Source organism: Amorphus coralli DSM 19760 (genome assembly GCF_000374525.1).
In the GTDB taxonomy this organism is placed as follows: Bacteria; Pseudomonadota; Alphaproteobacteria; order Rhizobiales; family Amorphaceae; genus Amorphus; species Amorphus coralli.
The window spans coordinates 67,057-81,796 of record NZ_KB894573.1 but is presented as its reverse complement, the minus strand read 5'-3'; the positions used below and the strand labels follow the sequence as shown (position 1 = coordinate 81,796).

Below are 14,740 nucleotides of genomic sequence, written 5' to 3'. Positions count from 1 at the left end.
AAGGGCGGTCAGGCGTCGTCGCGCGAATAGACGATGATCGACAGGAACTCGGCAGGAAGTTCCTTGAGGATCTCTGGGCCGTGATGCGCGGCGGAATCGAAGAGCAGCGCATCCCCCGTGTTGAGCGGATAGGACCGGTCACCATGGCGATAGACGATCTTGCCGGACAGCATGTAGATGAACTCGGTCCCCCCGTGACGAAAGCCCGTGTAGGGCTGCGCGCTTTCGTCAAGCTCGATGAGATAGGGCTCGACCACGACATTGCCGCGCACGCCATGGCCCAGCAGGTGGTACGCGTGCCCGACCTTGGTCCCTCGCCGCTCGATGGCGACGCCATCGCCTGCGTGCACGTAGGAGCAGTCGCGGCGTTCCTCGAATCCTGAAAAGAGGGTCGATATCTGTACCGACAGGGCCTCGGCGATGGCGTTGAGCGTCGCGAGGGACGGTGAGATCTGCCCGTTCTCGATCTTGGAGAGCATCCCGGAGGAAATGCCCGCGGATGCCGACAGGTCTGAAATGGAGAGATCGTTCTGGTGGCGCAGGAATCGGACTTGCTGTCCCAGCGCGCGTTCGAGGGTCCGGTCCGGTGCCGACGGGGCTTCTGAACCGGTCGCGAGGTCGTCTTCCGTTGCCGCCAGGGCATTCGCCTGTCTCGTACGCATGGCCATCTCTTCCTTCCGGGCTCCCTTGGTCAGCCAGTGGATCAGGTCGTTCCAGTGTTGTGACCCCACATCTTCGCGGGCCTAGCACCATGCAGTCATGGATAGAAGTCACCCGCATGATCGCGGGAAGCGGGGCAGTCTCCGGCGTGGGGGCGCGGCCGGGCTCGCTCGCCTGAGCAGACCGACTATTGGGATCATCCCGTTGCTCGCCGGAAGGAGTTCGATCCGGAAGGGATCCGATGTCGGTTCTGCAACCGAACCGGATCACCCTATTGGTTCGGCGAACAGCCTTCAATAATCGACGTTAGGCGCTCGTTAATCATAGATTGTACACATCTCGCTCCGGTCGGCTGCAATGACGTGGGGTAGGCCTGTCCGCTGGCCAATGTGGCCGCAATGGCGAGGCCGTCCGGTAATTTACTGCAGTGCGCAGTGTTCATCCGTCGTCGGCTGCCGCTCTGCAGCTGATCGCTTCGGTGTGGGGTCTGCTGCGCTGCAAAAAATGTAGTCAAGCGCCGCGGTTGTTTTGCAGCACTGCATGATGATCCCGAACGTTCCAATCAAGGGTATGGCGCACAGGCGAGCACACCGCGGTCCAGTATTGCACAATTAAAAGGCCGAATGCGCTTTCCCCGTTCAGAAAAGGCATCCAAGTTGTTCAATTTCGTATCTCAAGCCACCCTTGAGAAATTTCCTCTGGTGCATCGATTTTGCCCAACGGGAACATTCGTTGCCTCTCAGGAATTTTTCTTTCTTGACAATGATTACCCTCATAGCTGCACTAGGCCGCGCAGAACGGGCTTAATGCTGCATTGCAGCGTGAGCCGTCCAAGATTGACCGAGCAGTAGTGCAGCTGAACCTGGAGGGGGTCTTAAATGGCCATCAGCCGACGCAAATTTCTTAGGAACTCAGCCCTAGCGGCTGGCGCCGTCGCAGCGCCCCACGTCTGGATTCCCGCTTCCCGGGAGGCCTGGGGCGCGTCGATCAAGAAAGGCGAACCGATCAAGGTCGGCCTTCTGTTCTCTCTGACCGGCGGTCTCGCCGTGCCGGAGGAAGACTCCACCCTGGTGATGCAGTACGCAATCGAGGAGATCAACGACAACGGCGGCATCGACGGCAGCCCGATCGAGCCGATCATCATCGACGCGAAGTCGGACTTCAAGGTCTACACCGAGAAGGCCCGCGAGCTGATCCTGCGGGACAAGGTACTCGCGATCTTCGGTTGCTACACATCGGCCAGCCGCAAGGCGATCCTGCCGATCGTCATGCAGCAGGAAAGCCTGCTGTTTTACCCGACCTGCTACGAGGGCGCCGAGTGCACCCAGAACACCGTGTGCACGGGCCCGCTGGCGAACCAGCACTCGAAAGACCTCATTCCCTACATGGTCAACGAGTTCGGCCCGCGGGTCTTCTTCGTCGGCTCCAACTATGTGTGGCCGAAGGAGTCGAACAAGAACGCCAAGATCTGGCTGGAGCAGGCCGGCGGTGAGCTGCTCGGCGAAGAGTACGTCCCGCTCGGATCTTCCGAGTTTGGCCCGGTTCTGAACAAGATCCGGTCCGCCAACCCGGACTTCATCTTCTCCACCGTGGTGGGCGCATCCGACATCGCCTTCCACCGCCAGTTCCGCCAGTCTGGCTTCAGCGCCGAGAAGATGCCGATCGCATCGCTCACCACCGGCGAGATCGAAGTCAAGGCGATGGGCGCGGAGAACGGCGCGGGCCATTTCCTCTCCGCTCCGTACTTCATGGCGCTCGACAACCCGACGAACAACAAGTTCGTGGATAGCTTCCTTTCCAGCAAGTACGGCAAGAACGGCGTCACCCACTACAACATGGAGGAGACCTACACCTCCGCGTACGTGTTCAAGTACGCCGTTGAGAAGGCGCTGAAGGAGAACGAGCCCGACGCGGTCACCTCCAAGGTCGTGCGCGACGCCTGCGCCGGCATCGAGGTCAAGGCAGACGTTTCGCCGGAAGGTCTCGTCTGGATCGACGAGAACAACTTCAACACCTGGCTCGTCCCGAAGATCGGCCAGTGCCAGGCGGACGGAAGCTTCAAGATCGTCAAGGAAGCTCCGGAGCACGTCGAGCCGGATCCCTACTCGATCTATCCGGACATCGGCACCTGTACCGCCGAAGGCCTCAAGACGCCCGACGGCACGATCCGCCAGGACGTCATCTGACGAACGCGTTCCGCGGGGTCTGCGCCTGACGCGCGCGGACCCCGCTTAGCGATCGATTGCCCCGGATTGCGAGAGGGAGCCTGCAGGTGCTCGACATCACGTTTGCGTCGTCGATCAACGCGCTGATCCTCGGCCTGAGTATCGCCAGCATCTTCCTGGTTGCTGCGCTCGGCCTGACGATCATCTACGGCACGGCCGGTGTCATCAACATGGCCCACGGCGAGTTCATCATGCTGGGCGCCTACGCCTCCTTCACGATGCAGAACTACCTCGGTGTTCCCTTCTTCCTCTGTATTCCCCTGTCGTTCTTGGTGGTCGCGGTCATCGGGCTGATCATCGAACGATCGCTGATCCAGTATCTTTACAACCGGCCCCTCGACACGCTTCTCGCGACGTGGGGTGTCTCCCTGGTGCTGATGCAGGGCGTGCGTCTGATCTTCGGTAGCGATCCGAAGTACATCCAGATGCCCAGCTTCATGTCGACGAACATTGCCATCGGCGATGTCAGCATCTCGCTATTCCGCGTCTTCGTCTTCGCTGTGGCGATCGCGCTGATCGGCGCCGTCTGGTGGCTGTTCTACCGCACCGATTTCGGCATCAAGGTGCGAGCGGTCACGCAGAACAAGGAGATGGCCGCGTCGTTCGGCATCAATTCCAGTCGCGTCTACACAATGACCTTCGCCCTCGGGGCAGGGCTCGCCGGCATCGCCGGGTCGCTGTTCGGTGTCTTGAACATCGTGCTGCCGACCATGGGTATGGGCTACGTGGTGGAAGCGTTCCTCATGGTCGTGACAGGCGGCGGCTCGCTGCTCGGCACCATCATCGCCAGCGGAGTGACCGGCGAGGCGCAGTCGATCTTCGCCTTCATCTTCAACGACACCTTCGCCCGCTTCCTGGTCTTCATCCTGATCGTCATTTTCCTCCGCTTCCGGCCGCAGGGCCTGATCTCGGCAGGAGGCGTGCGGCGATGAACGGCCAGTTCCGAGCGCGTCACCCAGTATCCCTTAGCGCGTAGCGATGGCGGCAATGGAAAAGAATATCTATCACAACAAGGCTCTTCAGTGGGGTGTCTACGCGGTGTTCTTCATCGCCCTGGCAATCATCCCGCTGGTCCAGGACGACGCCTTCATCCTCAACCAGTTCGCCACCTACGGCGTCTACGGGATGCTGGCTCTCTCCATCAGCCTGTGCTGGGGCTTCGGCGGCATCCTCAATCTCGGTCAGGGCATTGCCTTCGGCCTCGGGGCCTATGGCATGGCGATGACCATGCAGATGCAGTCGCAGGACCCGGACATCAATCCGATCCCGCCGTTCATGTTGAACAACGCCCTGGAGGAGCTGCCGTTCTTCTGGGAGCCGTTCTGGAACACCAGCGCCGGCATCTTCCTCGCACTGCTCGTGCCGACGCTGTTCTACGTGATCTTCGGCGGGTTGATGTTCCAGGCCCGCGTGGCCGGACCGTTCTTCGCGATCATGACGCTCGCCATCCTGAGCGCCCTCGCCACCCTGTTCATCGATCTGCAGCCCTACACGAACGGCGTGAACGGCATTTCGCCGCCCGGCGCGCTCGATCTGGGCTTCGTGGTCGTCGATCCGTATTCAAGCGTGTCGTACTGGACGGTGTTCGTTCTGCTTCTTGTGTCGACCGTGTGCGCCAAGTTGCTGACCCAGAGCCGGTTCGGCCTGGTGGTCCAGGCGCTCAAGAACGACTCCGAGCGGGTGCGCTTCCTCGGCTACCACGTCGCCTTCTACGAGACGGCGGTCTACGCCGTGTCCGGCCTGATCGCTGCGCTCGCCGGGTGCTGCTGGGCGTTCCTCACCCAGTATGTCTCGCCGGCCCAGTTCGATGTCGGCTTCTCCATCTCCATGGTGATCTGGGCGGCGATTGGCGGTCGCAATTCGCTCATCTGGGCGATCATGGGCGCCTTCATGGTGCAGGGCGCGCAGAGCTACGTGGGCGACGAATTCCTGAACAGCTGGGTCCTCATCCTGGGCCTCTTCTTCATCCTGGTCGTCCGCTTCCTGCCCGGTGGCTTCGCCGGACTGACGGAATCGCTGCTCGGGGCCCTGTCCACCGGTGGCCGCCGTCGCGGCGGCGATGTTCCGGTGGATGTCTCCAAAGCTGGCACGGAGGGGGCCTGATCATGGCCGGCGTTCTGGAAATCCACGATCTGCGCAAAAGCTTCGACGCGGCCAAGGTGATCAACGGCTTCAGCCTGGACGTCACCGAACTCACCCTGCAGTGTCTTGTCGGACCGAACGGAGCCGGCAAGACCACGACAATCGATCTCATCAGCGGGCGGCAAAAGCCCACCTCGGGATCGGTGATCTTCCGCGGCGACGACATCACCGGGCTGAGCGAGCACGAAATCGCCCGCCGGGGCATCGGCCGGAAGTTCCAGGTACCGGCCGTCTTCCGCGAGCTGACGGTGCACCAGAATCTCGAGGTCGCCTACAGCCGCGAGACCCGCGTCTTCCGCAACATGTTCCATTTCACCGTGCCCGGCTGTGCGGAACGGCTGGAGCAGGTGGCGGTCGAAGTCGGCCTCAAGGACCGGCTCTCCGTGATGGCGGGAACGCTCTCCCACGGGGAGACGCAGTGGCTGGAGATCGGCATGGTCCTCATGCAGAACCCGTCGCTGCTGCTGTTCGACGAGCCGGTCGCCGGGATGACCGAGCACGAGATCGGCAAGACGATCGAAATGCTGAATGAGCTCAAGAAGAACCACACCATCATCGTCGTCGAACACGATATGGGCTTCGTCCGGCAGATCGCTGACATCGTCACCGTGATGCACATGGGCCAGCTGCTGGCCCAGGGATCGATCAGCGACATCGAGAAGGATGAACGGGTGCGCGAAGTCTATCTGGGCGCCGAAGAGGAGCATGCGTGATGCTGCTCAAGCTGAACGAAGTCACCTCCTACTACGGCAAGACGCCGATCCTGAAGGATGTCGATCTCGACGTTCCGAAGGGCTCCTGCGTGTGCGTTCTCGGCCGGAACGGTGTCGGCAAGACCACCCTGGTGCGCACCATCATGGGGCTGGTCGACCGGATGACCGGTACGATCTCGCTGGCCGGCGAAGATCTCACCGACCGGCGGACGGATGAGCGGGCCAAGCAAGGCATCGGCTACATTCCCCAAGGGCGCCAGATTCTCGGCAAGTTCACGGTGCGCGAGAACATCCTTCTGGGCGGGTTCGCGCGCAAATCTGGCGGGGGCGATATCCCCGAGCGCTGCCTGGAGCTGTTTCCCTACCTGCGGGAGAATCTCGGCCGGCGCGCCGGGCTCCTGTCGGGCGGCCAGCAGCAGCAGCTGGCCATCGCCCGCGCGCTGGCGGTGGAGCCTCAGATCCTGCTGCTCGACGAGCCCACCGAAGGCATCCAACCGAACATCGTCGCCGAGATCGGCGAAACGCTGCGGATGCTGAACAAGGATCTCGGGATCACGATGATCCTGACCGAGCAGCACATCAAGGTCGCCCGGAAACTCGGGGATCTCTTCGTCATGATGGATAACGGGCGGGTGGTCGAGCAGGGGCCGATCTCCGAGCTGACCGATGACGTGGTCCACCGGCACATGACGGTCTAGCGGACTGCACGGCCGGACTGCGGCTGTCGCGATCGAAGCGGAATTCGCTCTGGAATCGGGGCGGAATGCAACTGGGTAACCGGAGGAGGTTCAGATGGAATCCATACCGAAGAAGGGTACGAAAGAGCGCGAGGACATGATCCGGGAGCACAAGGAGTGCACGGAGTCCATGAAGGGGGTCGCCGGGTTCTCGATCCTGAAGTGCGAGACGCCGGGCGACACGACAGTGGTTACCGGTGGCGTCCACGAGCACCCGCACCTGAAGCGCGTGCTGCAGCGCATGCGCGGCGAGTCCGTGGCCGGCAAGTACATCATCATCTGCACGAAGGTCGAGGAGGAGTGGCGCATCGCCAAGCTCTCCGGCATCCGTGGCGTGCCGCCGGAGATCGTCAGCGACAAGGTCTACACCAACGAGCAGGACGCCCAGCACGACATCTTCCTGCTTCGGCTCGAGGAACTCCCGGAGACCGCAGGTTTCCCCGAGCACTACACCGAGGGCTGGAAGCGGCGCGACGACAACTGGCCGGTGACGTGATTCCGGCCCTGCGTTCGTAGGAAACGGGACGGCCTGAGCGTCGCGGGCTAATCGACCGGCGCCCGGGCCGCCTCCGACGAAACCGAAACGACTGAACGGCATGCCGCGCTTCGTCGGGAGCGCGAACGGCCTCGCTCAACCTATCGTCAAAGGAAAACCCCCATGTCTGCCATGCGATTGACCGGCTATGCGGACCGGTTCGGTGTCCACCCGGGCGACACGATCAAGTTCTACGTGAACTGTGACGGGCCGTCCGAGTACAAGGCCGAGATCGTCCAGATGATCAACGGCGATACCAATCCGCGCGGACCCGGCTTCATCGAGAAGCCCGTCGCCGGGAGCCTCGACGAGACGCTCCCCGGCCGGAAGCAGATCATCCACTCCGGCTCCTACGGCTACGCGCTCGATGCCAAGCCGTTGCAGGTCGAGAGCTTCACGATCCAATGCTGGATCTGGCCGACCACGCCGAAGACCCATCCGAAATACTGGAAGCACGGCTCCCAGGGCCTCGTGACGAAGTGGATCGATGACAAGGGCTACGGGCTTTTCATCAATCCGGAAGGTCACGTTGAGGTGCGCGTCAACGGCACCAAGCTCGCCAGCCCGACGCCGCTGCGCGATCACGCCTGGCACTTTGTCGCCGCGACGTTCGACGCAAAAACCGGCGAACTGATCCTCTATCACGAGCCGCAGATCCAGTACGCGCTCGATCCCGTCGTCGAGCCGGTCTCCACGACGGTGAGCGAAGCCATCATCCACACTCCGGCTCCCGTCGCACTCGCCGCCTACACCGAAAGCATGACGGACGACCCGCTCGCGCAGTCATCAATGCCTGCCGGGGTGACATTTGCCGGCAAGTACAACGGTAAGCTCGACACGCCCCGGATCTGCAAGGTCGCGCTGTCGCGACTGGAAATCGAGACGATGAAGCTCGGCGCACAGCCCGGGCTTACCGAGCGGCGCAACTCCGGCCCGACCGGCGCGCTGTCGGAAGTCATCGTGGCGGCGTGGGAGTTCTCCGAGGGCATCGACACCATCGTGGCCAAGGACTGCGGTCCCTATCGGTTCGATGCGCAGCTCGTGAACCTGCCCACCCGCGGCATGACCGGGCACAACTGGTCCGGGACAGTCTTCGACTGGAAGGAGGCTCCGAAGGAGTACGGGGCGATCCACTTCCACGACGACGACGTCGACGATGCCCGCTGGGAAATCGACTTCGAGTGGACGGTCCCGGCCGACTGCAAGAGCCGCTTCTTCGCGGCCAAGCTCACGACCCCGGAAGGGGACGAGGACTATATCCCGTTCTGGGTCGTTCCCCGGATCGGCGAGGAACAGTCCAAGATCGCCTTTATGGTCCCGACCATAAGCTACATGGCCTACGCCAACGAGCACGTTGCCTGTAACGCGGGTGGCGCGGAGCTGTTTGTCTATCGCGTGCCGATCATGCAGCACCAGAACATGTTCCTGGCCGAGCACCGGGAGTATGGCGGTTCGATCTACGACACCCACACTGACGGAACCGGCATCTGCTTCTCGTCGCGGCTCAGGCCGATCCTGTCGATCCGACCCAAATACGACCACTTCCTGGCACAGGCGCCGTGGCAGTACCCGGCCGATCTCCACCTGATCTACTGGCTGGAGACGATGGGGTACGAGTATGACGTCTTCACCGACGAGGACCTGACCTATGACGGTCTGGCGCGGCTGGAGAATTACAACGTCATCATCACCGGTTCGCATCCGGAGCATAACTCGGGCACCCAGCTCGATGCCCTGCACAACTACACCCAGCGCGGCGGCCGGCTCATGTATATGGGCGCCGACGCCTGGTACTGGGTGCATTCCTTCCACCCGGCCTATGACGACAAGGGCCGCGGTGTCGTCACCGAGATGCGGCGCTGCGAGTCCGGTATCCGCACCTGGCGTGCCGATCCCGGCGAGTACTACCACGCCGGCACCGGCGAACTCGGCGGGATGTGGCGCTATCGCGGCCGCTACCTGCACTCGGTCGCGGGGGTGGGCATGTCGTCGGAAGGCTTCGACATCTCCAGCTACTTCTCGTTCACGCCGGACGCGAAGAACCCCCGGGTCTCCTGGGCGATGGATGGCATCGACTATGATGAGCCGCTCGGCAACTTCGGCCTCGTCGGCGGCGGTGCTGCCGGTCTCGAGCTCGACATCGTCGACACCACGCTGGGCTCGCCGCCGCACACCCTGACGGTCGCCACGTCGGCCGGCCGCCATACCGAGGCCTACCTGCTCGTGATGGAGGACTTCGGCTTCAACCAGCAGGGTCTCGACGGCACCACCCATCCCCGGGTGCGCGGCGACATCGCCTATCACGAGACGCCGAATGGTGGCGCCTGCTTCTCGTTCTCGTCGATCGCCTATTGCGGCTCGCTGCCTTGGAACAACTGCGACAACAACATCTCGCGGCTCACCAAGAACGTGCTGGATCGGTTCATGGTCGATGGCCCGCTGCCGCCGCCGCCGGCCGAGGAGATCAAGTATCGCGGCCGCGCCGATTACTGAGCACGGCCCCGCCAAACCGGTCCGCGGCGGCTTGTCGCCGCGGACCATCGAAACCAACCAAACAAAGGAGGCTTCGTCATGTCCCGTCGTCCCGACCTCGGCTATTTCGACGAGGGCCTCGACCTGGCCGATCCAACCCTCTACCAGGCAGCGCGCGGCGCGCTCGGAAGCGCGACCCTGCTGCCGCCGGTGGCCTACCGTTCGAACACGTTTGCCTATCTGGAGGACGAGGCAGTCTGGACGAGATCGTGGATCGCGCTGGGCACCACGTCCGAAGTCCCGGAAGAAGGCGATCTCCTGCCGTTCACCGTCGGCTATCACGGCATTCACGTGCAGCGTGAAGCGGCCGGACGCCTCGTCGGCCGCTTCAACAAGGCGCAGCACGGAGGTTGCCGTATGGTGCCGGCCCAATGTCAGGTCGGCGTGAAGACGAAATGCTCGTTCACCTCCTGTGGCTATAGCCGCGATCGCGGCGCGATCTCGATGGCCGCGGAAGGGGACAACCTGCCCACGATGCATCAGTATCTCGGCCTTCGCCCGGAACGGCTCCTGCCCGTTGCCGTGGCCACCGTCGGCCCCGTCGTGTTCGCCAACCTCGACCCGGACTGTCGCGAAGAGGTCCTCGGCGGCATCGCGTTGCCGGAGACCCTTTCGTCCCCGGACGCCACCCATGTCCACGGCCAGTGGCTCGAGTTCGATGCGAACTGGAAGCTGTCCGCTCAAGCGCTCGCCTCTGGCGAGAGCGTGGCGAGCACCAGCCGCATGCTGAGCAGTCGCCGTACCGGACCGGACGGGGCCATTCGGGCCGACTGGATCTTCCCGAACGCCGTTGTGCTGTCGGCAGGCGAGGAGAGCTGTCTGGTCATCGTCCAGCAGACGGCGATCGAGAAGACGCTGTACAGGGTCCAGGTCTTCTCCGCCGGAGGAGTGCCCGCCAGCATCGATGGCTGGATCGGCGAGGTCCGGCGGTGCGGCCAGGCGGCCGAGGCACTTCAGCGCGATGTCCGCCAAGCGTCGGCTGCCGGTGATCAGGCCGCCGCGACGTCGCTGCCTCAGACCGACGCTTCGGGATTGTGGGGCCAGAAGATGCTGATCGAGCGGGTGGCTTCCATGCCCCGCCAGAACAGCGAGATGCCAATCTACCAGGGTACGAGGAACTACCTGATATGAGCGCTGCCATGATCAACGGCGCTGCAGCCGTGACGCTTGACGATGCGGCCTCCCTTTATGAGGCCGGTCAATACGACGATGCGCTGGCGGTGTTCAGGTCGGCCGCGGAGGAGGGCGATGCGACCGCCTGGATGTGGCTCGCCACCTGCCATGCCAACGGGCACGGCTTGCCGCGCTCGGAGGAGGAGTCGCTGGCCTGCTACAGACGCGCGGCGGAGCTCGGAAACACGCAGGCGCAGACCAATCTCGGAGTGATGCTTGTCGAGGGGCGCGCGGCGGAAGCGGACCCGGAGGCCGGCCTCGCATGGCTTCGCCGCGCCGCCGATGCCGGTGACACTGCCGCCCAGTTCAACCTCGCCACGGTTCTTTCGGCGGGAGAACGGGTGGAGCAGGACTGGCATGAGGCCGTCCGGTACTACCGGCTGGCTGCGGAAGGCGGCCATTACCCGGCCCAGGCGCGGCTCGGCTACTGCTACCGCAACGGGCTCGGCGTGGAGAAGGACAGGGTCGAGGCGTTCGTCTGGCTGTCTCTGGCAGCCCAGCACGGCGTGGGGACCGCGCTCACCATCCTGGAACGCGTGGTCAACGAGATGTCGTCGGACGAGAAGGCGAAGGCGATGAAGCTCGTTCAGGAGTGGCAGGTCCGCACCCGCGAGGTGTCCGAGCGTGCCGTGTTCAGGGTCGTCACTCACTAGTCTCGGTTCATCTGGAGTGGATCCATGGCGTTCAGCGTGCAGCAGATAAAGTTCGACCTTCTGAGTGCCATCAAGGAGTTCGGTGGCGACGGGTCCGACTGGCGGATCGGGCTCTCCGACCGGCCTCCGGCGGAGGCCCTGACCAGCGAGGGCCTGGAGCCCGACAACTATGTCTTCATCGGCAAGCCGGCGGCGACCCCCAGGGCGGCGGAGATCGTTCTGGAATTCATGACCGGGCGTTGCCGGGTCATGGGCCAGCCGGCTCCCGTTCCCCCGGCTAGCCACAACTGGGTCTACATGTACCGGGAAAAGGCGTCGTTGCCGGGAGGCGAGATGCCGCGCGCGAACGGGGTGTCGGCCGAAGAAGGGTTACCGGGAGTGTGACCCCAGGGATCGACGCGGCCGTCATCGCAGACAGCGGGAATCGAACATGTCAAACGATGCCAACTGGACCCGATCCGATCCCGCACTGGCTGAAGACCTGAAGACCGGGTCGCTGGCCCCATCCAATGAGAAAAGGCCGCTGGAGCGTGTGCTCGGAGCGCATGTGCGGCGCCTGCGACGCCAGCAGGACCTCTCCATAGGCGACCTCGCGCAGGCCGCGGGCATCTCCAGCGGGATGCTGTCGAAATTCGAGAACGGTCAGATCTCGCCTTCCCTGACCAAGCTTCAGGCGATTGCCGGTGCGCTCGGCCTCCAGATGTCCAGCCTGCTCGCGGAATCGGAAGAGCGGCGCGACTGTTCCTACGTGCAGAACGGTCAGGGCGTGATCATCGACCGGCGTGGTACCAAGGTCGGTCACATCTATCGGCTGCTCGGCCATGGGCTGAGGGCCGACGTCATCGTCGAGCCCTACCTGATCGAGCTGCACGAGGACGCCATCCCCTATCCCCATTTCAAGCATGCCGGATCGGAGTTCATCTACATGCTGTCCGGCTGTGTCGCCTACCGCCACGGCGAGCAGATCTACGAGTTGCGTGCGGGCGACGCCATTCTCTTCGATTCCTTTGCGCACCACGGGCCGGAAGCCCTGATCGAGCTGCCGGCTACCTACCTTTCCGTGATCATCTACAATCGCGACCAGGCCTGAGAAGGCCGTCGGTCTGCCGCGCATCCGCCGGCTGCCTCAGGCGGCGGCAGCACCCAGATGATGGCGCACGAGCCACTCCGCCACGAGGGCCGGCCGCTCGCTGCCCTCGATCTCGACGGTGACGGCATAGGTCGTCTGGACCTGGCCGGGTGCGATCTCGTCGTAATCCTGCAGGACGAACCGGCCCCGGACACGGCTGTCGACGGGGACCGGCGAAAGAAACCGCATCCGGTTCAGACCGTAGTTCACGCTCATCGACACGCCCGCGACGGCCGGAATGTCGCGCAGCATTTCCGCCAGCATCGAGAGCGTCAGGAAACCGTGCGCGATGGTCCCGCCGAACGGCGTGTTCCGCGCGCGATCGGGATCCGTGTGGATGAACTGCCGGTCGCCGGTGCACGCGGCGAACTTGTCGATCTCGCGCTGGGAGAGCGTGAACCAGCGCGACAGCCCGACTTCCCGGCCGGTCATGGCGGCATAGTCGGCAGGCTCGATCGGCGGATGCGGCTGGGTCATGATGGATCGTCTCTGCATTCGTGCACTGGCTGCCGTCTTCTTAACGGTCCTGGCGTCCCGCCGTCGCGCGCAAACTGCGAGCGTCTGTGGCTGACATCGCGGCGGTCGTCCGAGGCTGGCCACTGGAAACGACTGCGTGCGGCGTCCATGAGTGCTTGTCGTCTCCTTTATTCGTCAGCAAATGACGCGGTGCACGCTTTTTAGATTCCGAAAAGGTGCTTGCCGGACAGGCAGCTTGTTTGCGCAAGAGCCGACTTCCTAGGGTCCGCAAGCAAGAACCATCCTGGAGGAAATGCCATGTTCACTCGTCGCCACGTCGTGGCCGCGGCCATGGGGATCGCCGCTGCGGCCGCGCTCCCGGGCGCAGCCAACGCGCAGTCCTATCCCGACAAGCCGATCACCGTCGTCGTGCCGTTCTCGGCCGGTGGCGCAACGGATTCCATCGCCCGCATGGTGACCGGCAAGGTGTCTGAGCAGACCGGTGCGACGTTCGTGATCGACAACCGTCCTGGCATGGGCGGCTCCGTGGGTGCGCAGACCGTCGCCGGAGCAAACGCCGACGGCTACACCATCCTGACCGCCACGCCGGGCGTGCAGATCCTCAATCCCTATCTCTACAAGTCGCTCCCCTACGACGCGGAAGCCGACTTTCAGCCCATCGTCGATATCGGCCTGGTGCCGAACGTGCTCGTGGTCCACCCGGATATCCCGGCCAACACGGTGCCGGAGCTCGTTGACTATCTGAAGGAGCACCCCGACGAGGTCAGCTTCTCCAGCTCCGGCGTCGGCTCCTCGAGCCATCTCGCGGGCGAGGCCTTCAAGTCGCTGGCGGACGTCGACATCCAGCACGTTCCCTACCAGGGTACCGGCGCGGCCATCGTCGACCTGGTCGCCGGCCGGGTCCAGATGGCGATCGATTCCTATTCGGCGATGATGCCGCTGGTGGAGGACGGCAGCATGAAGCTGATCGCCGTCGGAACCCCGGAGCGCATCGATGCGCAGCCGGATCTGCCGACCATCGGCGAGACGCTGCCGGGCTTCGCCGCGTCCGGCATGGTCTACGTGATTGGCCCGGACGGCATGCCTGACGAGGCTGTTGCCTGGCTCAATGGCGCGATCAATGACGCGCTCGCCGACCCGGCCATCAAGGACAAGCTCACCTCCATGTCGGTGATTGCCCAGGGTGGTTCGCCGGAAGACCTTCAGGAGACGGTTTCCGACGCCCGCGCTCTCTGGAGTAAGGTGATCGACGAAGCCGGAATCAGCATCCAGTAGCGTCGCCGGCGCCCGCAGTCCGGATCGATCCAGTGAGCGTTCACAGAACCGACCTCGCCAGCGGTGTCATCGTTGCCCTCGTCGGGCTTCTGGTGACGCTGCAGGCGCTGGACTACGGGCTCGGGTCATTGCGCACCATCGGGCCGGGGCTGTTCCCCTTCGCTGCGGGAGTTGCCCTGGCCGTTCTCGGCGTGCTGCTCGTCATTTCCGCTCTGGTTCGCGTGCCGGTGGCGGCGGACCGACCCCGCCGCATCCGCTGGATGGCCGTGGCCTGCGTCTTCGGTGGGCTGGTCGCCTGGGCGGTTCTGACGCCGCTCTTCGGGCTTGCACCCGGCACCATCGCGCTGATCCTCTTGGCCTCACTTGCCTCCGGTCGGCCGCAGCCCGCCCTGCTTGCGGGGCTGGTGGTGGTCCTGTGCGGAGCCGGCTATCTCCTGTTCGTCGAGGCGCTAGGCCTGCCGCTGCCCTTCCTCAAGCTATAGGCGGTTC

Annotated in this window: 15 protein-coding genes; 13 read left to right on the top strand and 2 right to left on the bottom strand. The window is 63.8% G+C overall.

The window, feature by feature from the left end:
- Positions 1-8 precede the first annotated feature (8 nt).
- Positions 9-668 carry a helix-turn-helix domain-containing protein gene (locus C507_RS0111145; RefSeq protein WP_018699779.1) on the bottom strand — a complete coding sequence of 220 codons (660 nt, stop codon included), beginning with the start codon at positions 666-668 and terminating at the stop codon, positions 9-11.
- A gap of 870 nt (positions 669-1,538) precedes the next feature.
- On the opposite strand from C507_RS0111145, the gene C507_RS0111140 reads away from it, so the two are divergent.
- The 11 genes from C507_RS0111140 to C507_RS0111090 all read left to right on the top strand — a co-directional run bounded on the left by C507_RS0111140 (position 1,539) and on the right by C507_RS0111090 (position 12,460).
- Positions 1,539-2,846, top strand: coding sequence for a transporter substrate-binding domain-containing protein (locus C507_RS0111140; protein WP_018699778.1), 1,308 nt, complete (start codon positions 1,539-1,541; stop codon positions 2,844-2,846).
- An 86-nt stretch (positions 2,847-2,932) separates the two neighbouring features.
- Positions 2,933-3,817: an urea ABC transporter permease subunit UrtB gene (urtB, locus tag C507_RS0111135; protein WP_018699777.1), complete on the top strand. Its 885-nt coding sequence runs from the start codon at positions 2,933-2,935 to the stop codon at positions 3,815-3,817.
- Positions 3,818-3,872: 55 nt separating this feature from the next.
- A complete protein-coding gene (urtC, locus tag C507_RS0111130; RefSeq protein ID WP_018699776.1) occupies positions 3,873-4,988 on the top strand; it encodes an urea ABC transporter permease subunit UrtC in 1,116 nt (371 codons plus the stop codon).
- Positions 4,989-4,990: 2 nt separating this feature from the next.
- The gene (gene urtD, locus C507_RS0111125; RefSeq protein WP_018699775.1) at positions 4,991-5,740 is read left to right on the top strand and encodes an urea ABC transporter ATP-binding protein UrtD; all 750 of its coding nucleotides are present in this window, start codon (positions 4,991-4,993) and stop codon (positions 5,738-5,740) included.
- Positions 5,740-6,438: an urea ABC transporter ATP-binding subunit UrtE gene (gene urtE, locus C507_RS0111120; protein ID WP_018699774.1), complete on the top strand. Its 699-nt coding sequence runs from the start codon at positions 5,740-5,742 to the stop codon at positions 6,436-6,438. Before urtD ends, urtE begins: the two co-directional genes overlap by 1 nt.
- A gap of 94 nt (positions 6,439-6,532) precedes the next feature.
- Complete coding sequence (locus tag C507_RS0111115) at positions 6,533-6,973, top strand: N,N-dimethylformamidase alpha subunit family protein (RefSeq protein ID WP_018699773.1); 441 nt, start codon at positions 6,533-6,535, stop codon at positions 6,971-6,973.
- Positions 6,974-7,135: 162 nt separating this feature from the next.
- Entirely contained in the window at positions 7,136-9,505 is a 2,370-nt protein-coding gene (locus tag C507_RS0111110; RefSeq protein ID WP_018699772.1) for a N,N-dimethylformamidase beta subunit family domain-containing protein, read from the top strand.
- Positions 9,506-9,583: 78 nt separating this feature from the next.
- Positions 9,584-10,675: a Rieske (2Fe-2S) protein gene (locus C507_RS0111105; protein WP_018699771.1), complete on the top strand. Its 1,092-nt coding sequence runs from the start codon at positions 9,584-9,586 to the stop codon at positions 10,673-10,675.
- Positions 10,672-11,370, top strand: coding sequence for a tetratricopeptide repeat protein (locus C507_RS0111100; protein WP_018699770.1), 699 nt, complete (start codon positions 10,672-10,674; stop codon positions 11,368-11,370). The genes C507_RS0111105 and C507_RS0111100 overlap by 4 nt, the downstream gene beginning before the upstream one ends.
- Positions 11,371-11,394: 24 nt before the next feature.
- Entirely contained in the window at positions 11,395-11,754 is a 360-nt protein-coding gene (locus tag C507_RS0111095; protein ID WP_018699769.1) for a hypothetical protein, read from the top strand.
- A gap of 46 nt (positions 11,755-11,800) precedes the next feature.
- Positions 11,801-12,460, top strand: coding sequence for a helix-turn-helix domain-containing protein (locus C507_RS0111090; RefSeq protein WP_018699768.1), 660 nt, complete (start codon positions 11,801-11,803; stop codon positions 12,458-12,460).
- A 36-nt stretch (positions 12,461-12,496) separates the two neighbouring features.
- Here C507_RS0111090 and C507_RS0111085 read toward each other — a convergent pair whose 3' ends face one another.
- Positions 12,497-12,976, bottom strand: a complete 480-nt coding sequence (locus C507_RS0111085; protein WP_018699767.1) for a MaoC family dehydratase — start codon at positions 12,974-12,976, stop codon at positions 12,497-12,499.
- 297 nt (positions 12,977-13,273) lie between these two features.
- Between C507_RS0111085 and C507_RS0111080 the strand changes: the two genes are divergently transcribed.
- Positions 13,274-14,251: a Bug family tripartite tricarboxylate transporter substrate binding protein gene (locus C507_RS0111080; RefSeq protein ID WP_018699766.1), complete on the top strand. Its 978-nt coding sequence runs from the start codon at positions 13,274-13,276 to the stop codon at positions 14,249-14,251.
- A gap of 32 nt (positions 14,252-14,283) precedes the next feature.
- The gene (locus tag C507_RS0111075) at positions 14,284-14,733 is read left to right on the top strand and encodes a tripartite tricarboxylate transporter TctB family protein (RefSeq protein WP_018699765.1); all 450 of its coding nucleotides are present in this window, start codon (positions 14,284-14,286) and stop codon (positions 14,731-14,733) included.
- Positions 14,734-14,740: the final 7 nt, after the last annotated feature.

Coding starts and splice junctions, on each gene's coding strand:
- C507_RS0111145 (WP_018699779.1), bottom strand. CDS start 668: ATGGCCATGCGTACGAGACAGGCGAATGCCCTGGCGGCAACGGAAGAC.
- C507_RS0111140 (WP_018699778.1), top strand. CDS start 1,539: ATGGCCATCAGCCGACGCAAATTTCTTAGGAACTCAGCCCTAGCGGCT.
- urtC (WP_018699776.1), top strand. CDS start 3,873: ATGGAAAAGAATATCTATCACAACAAGGCTCTTCAGTGGGGTGTCTAC.
- urtD (WP_018699775.1), top strand. CDS start 4,991: ATGGCCGGCGTTCTGGAAATCCACGATCTGCGCAAAAGCTTCGACGCG.
- urtE (WP_018699774.1), top strand. CDS start 5,740: ATGCTGCTCAAGCTGAACGAAGTCACCTCCTACTACGGCAAGACGCCG.
- C507_RS0111115 (WP_018699773.1), top strand. CDS start 6,533: ATGGAATCCATACCGAAGAAGGGTACGAAAGAGCGCGAGGACATGATC.
- C507_RS0111110 (WP_018699772.1), top strand. CDS start 7,136: ATGTCTGCCATGCGATTGACCGGCTATGCGGACCGGTTCGGTGTCCAC.
- C507_RS0111105 (WP_018699771.1), top strand. CDS start 9,584: ATGTCCCGTCGTCCCGACCTCGGCTATTTCGACGAGGGCCTCGACCTG.
- C507_RS0111100 (WP_018699770.1), top strand. CDS start 10,672: ATGAGCGCTGCCATGATCAACGGCGCTGCAGCCGTGACGCTTGACGAT.
- C507_RS0111095 (WP_018699769.1), top strand. CDS start 11,395: ATGGCGTTCAGCGTGCAGCAGATAAAGTTCGACCTTCTGAGTGCCATC.
- C507_RS0111090 (WP_018699768.1), top strand. CDS start 11,801: ATGTCAAACGATGCCAACTGGACCCGATCCGATCCCGCACTGGCTGAA.
- C507_RS0111085 (WP_018699767.1), bottom strand. CDS start 12,976: ATGACCCAGCCGCATCCGCCGATCGAGCCTGCCGACTATGCCGCCATG.
- C507_RS0111080 (WP_018699766.1), top strand. CDS start 13,274: ATGTTCACTCGTCGCCACGTCGTGGCCGCGGCCATGGGGATCGCCGCT.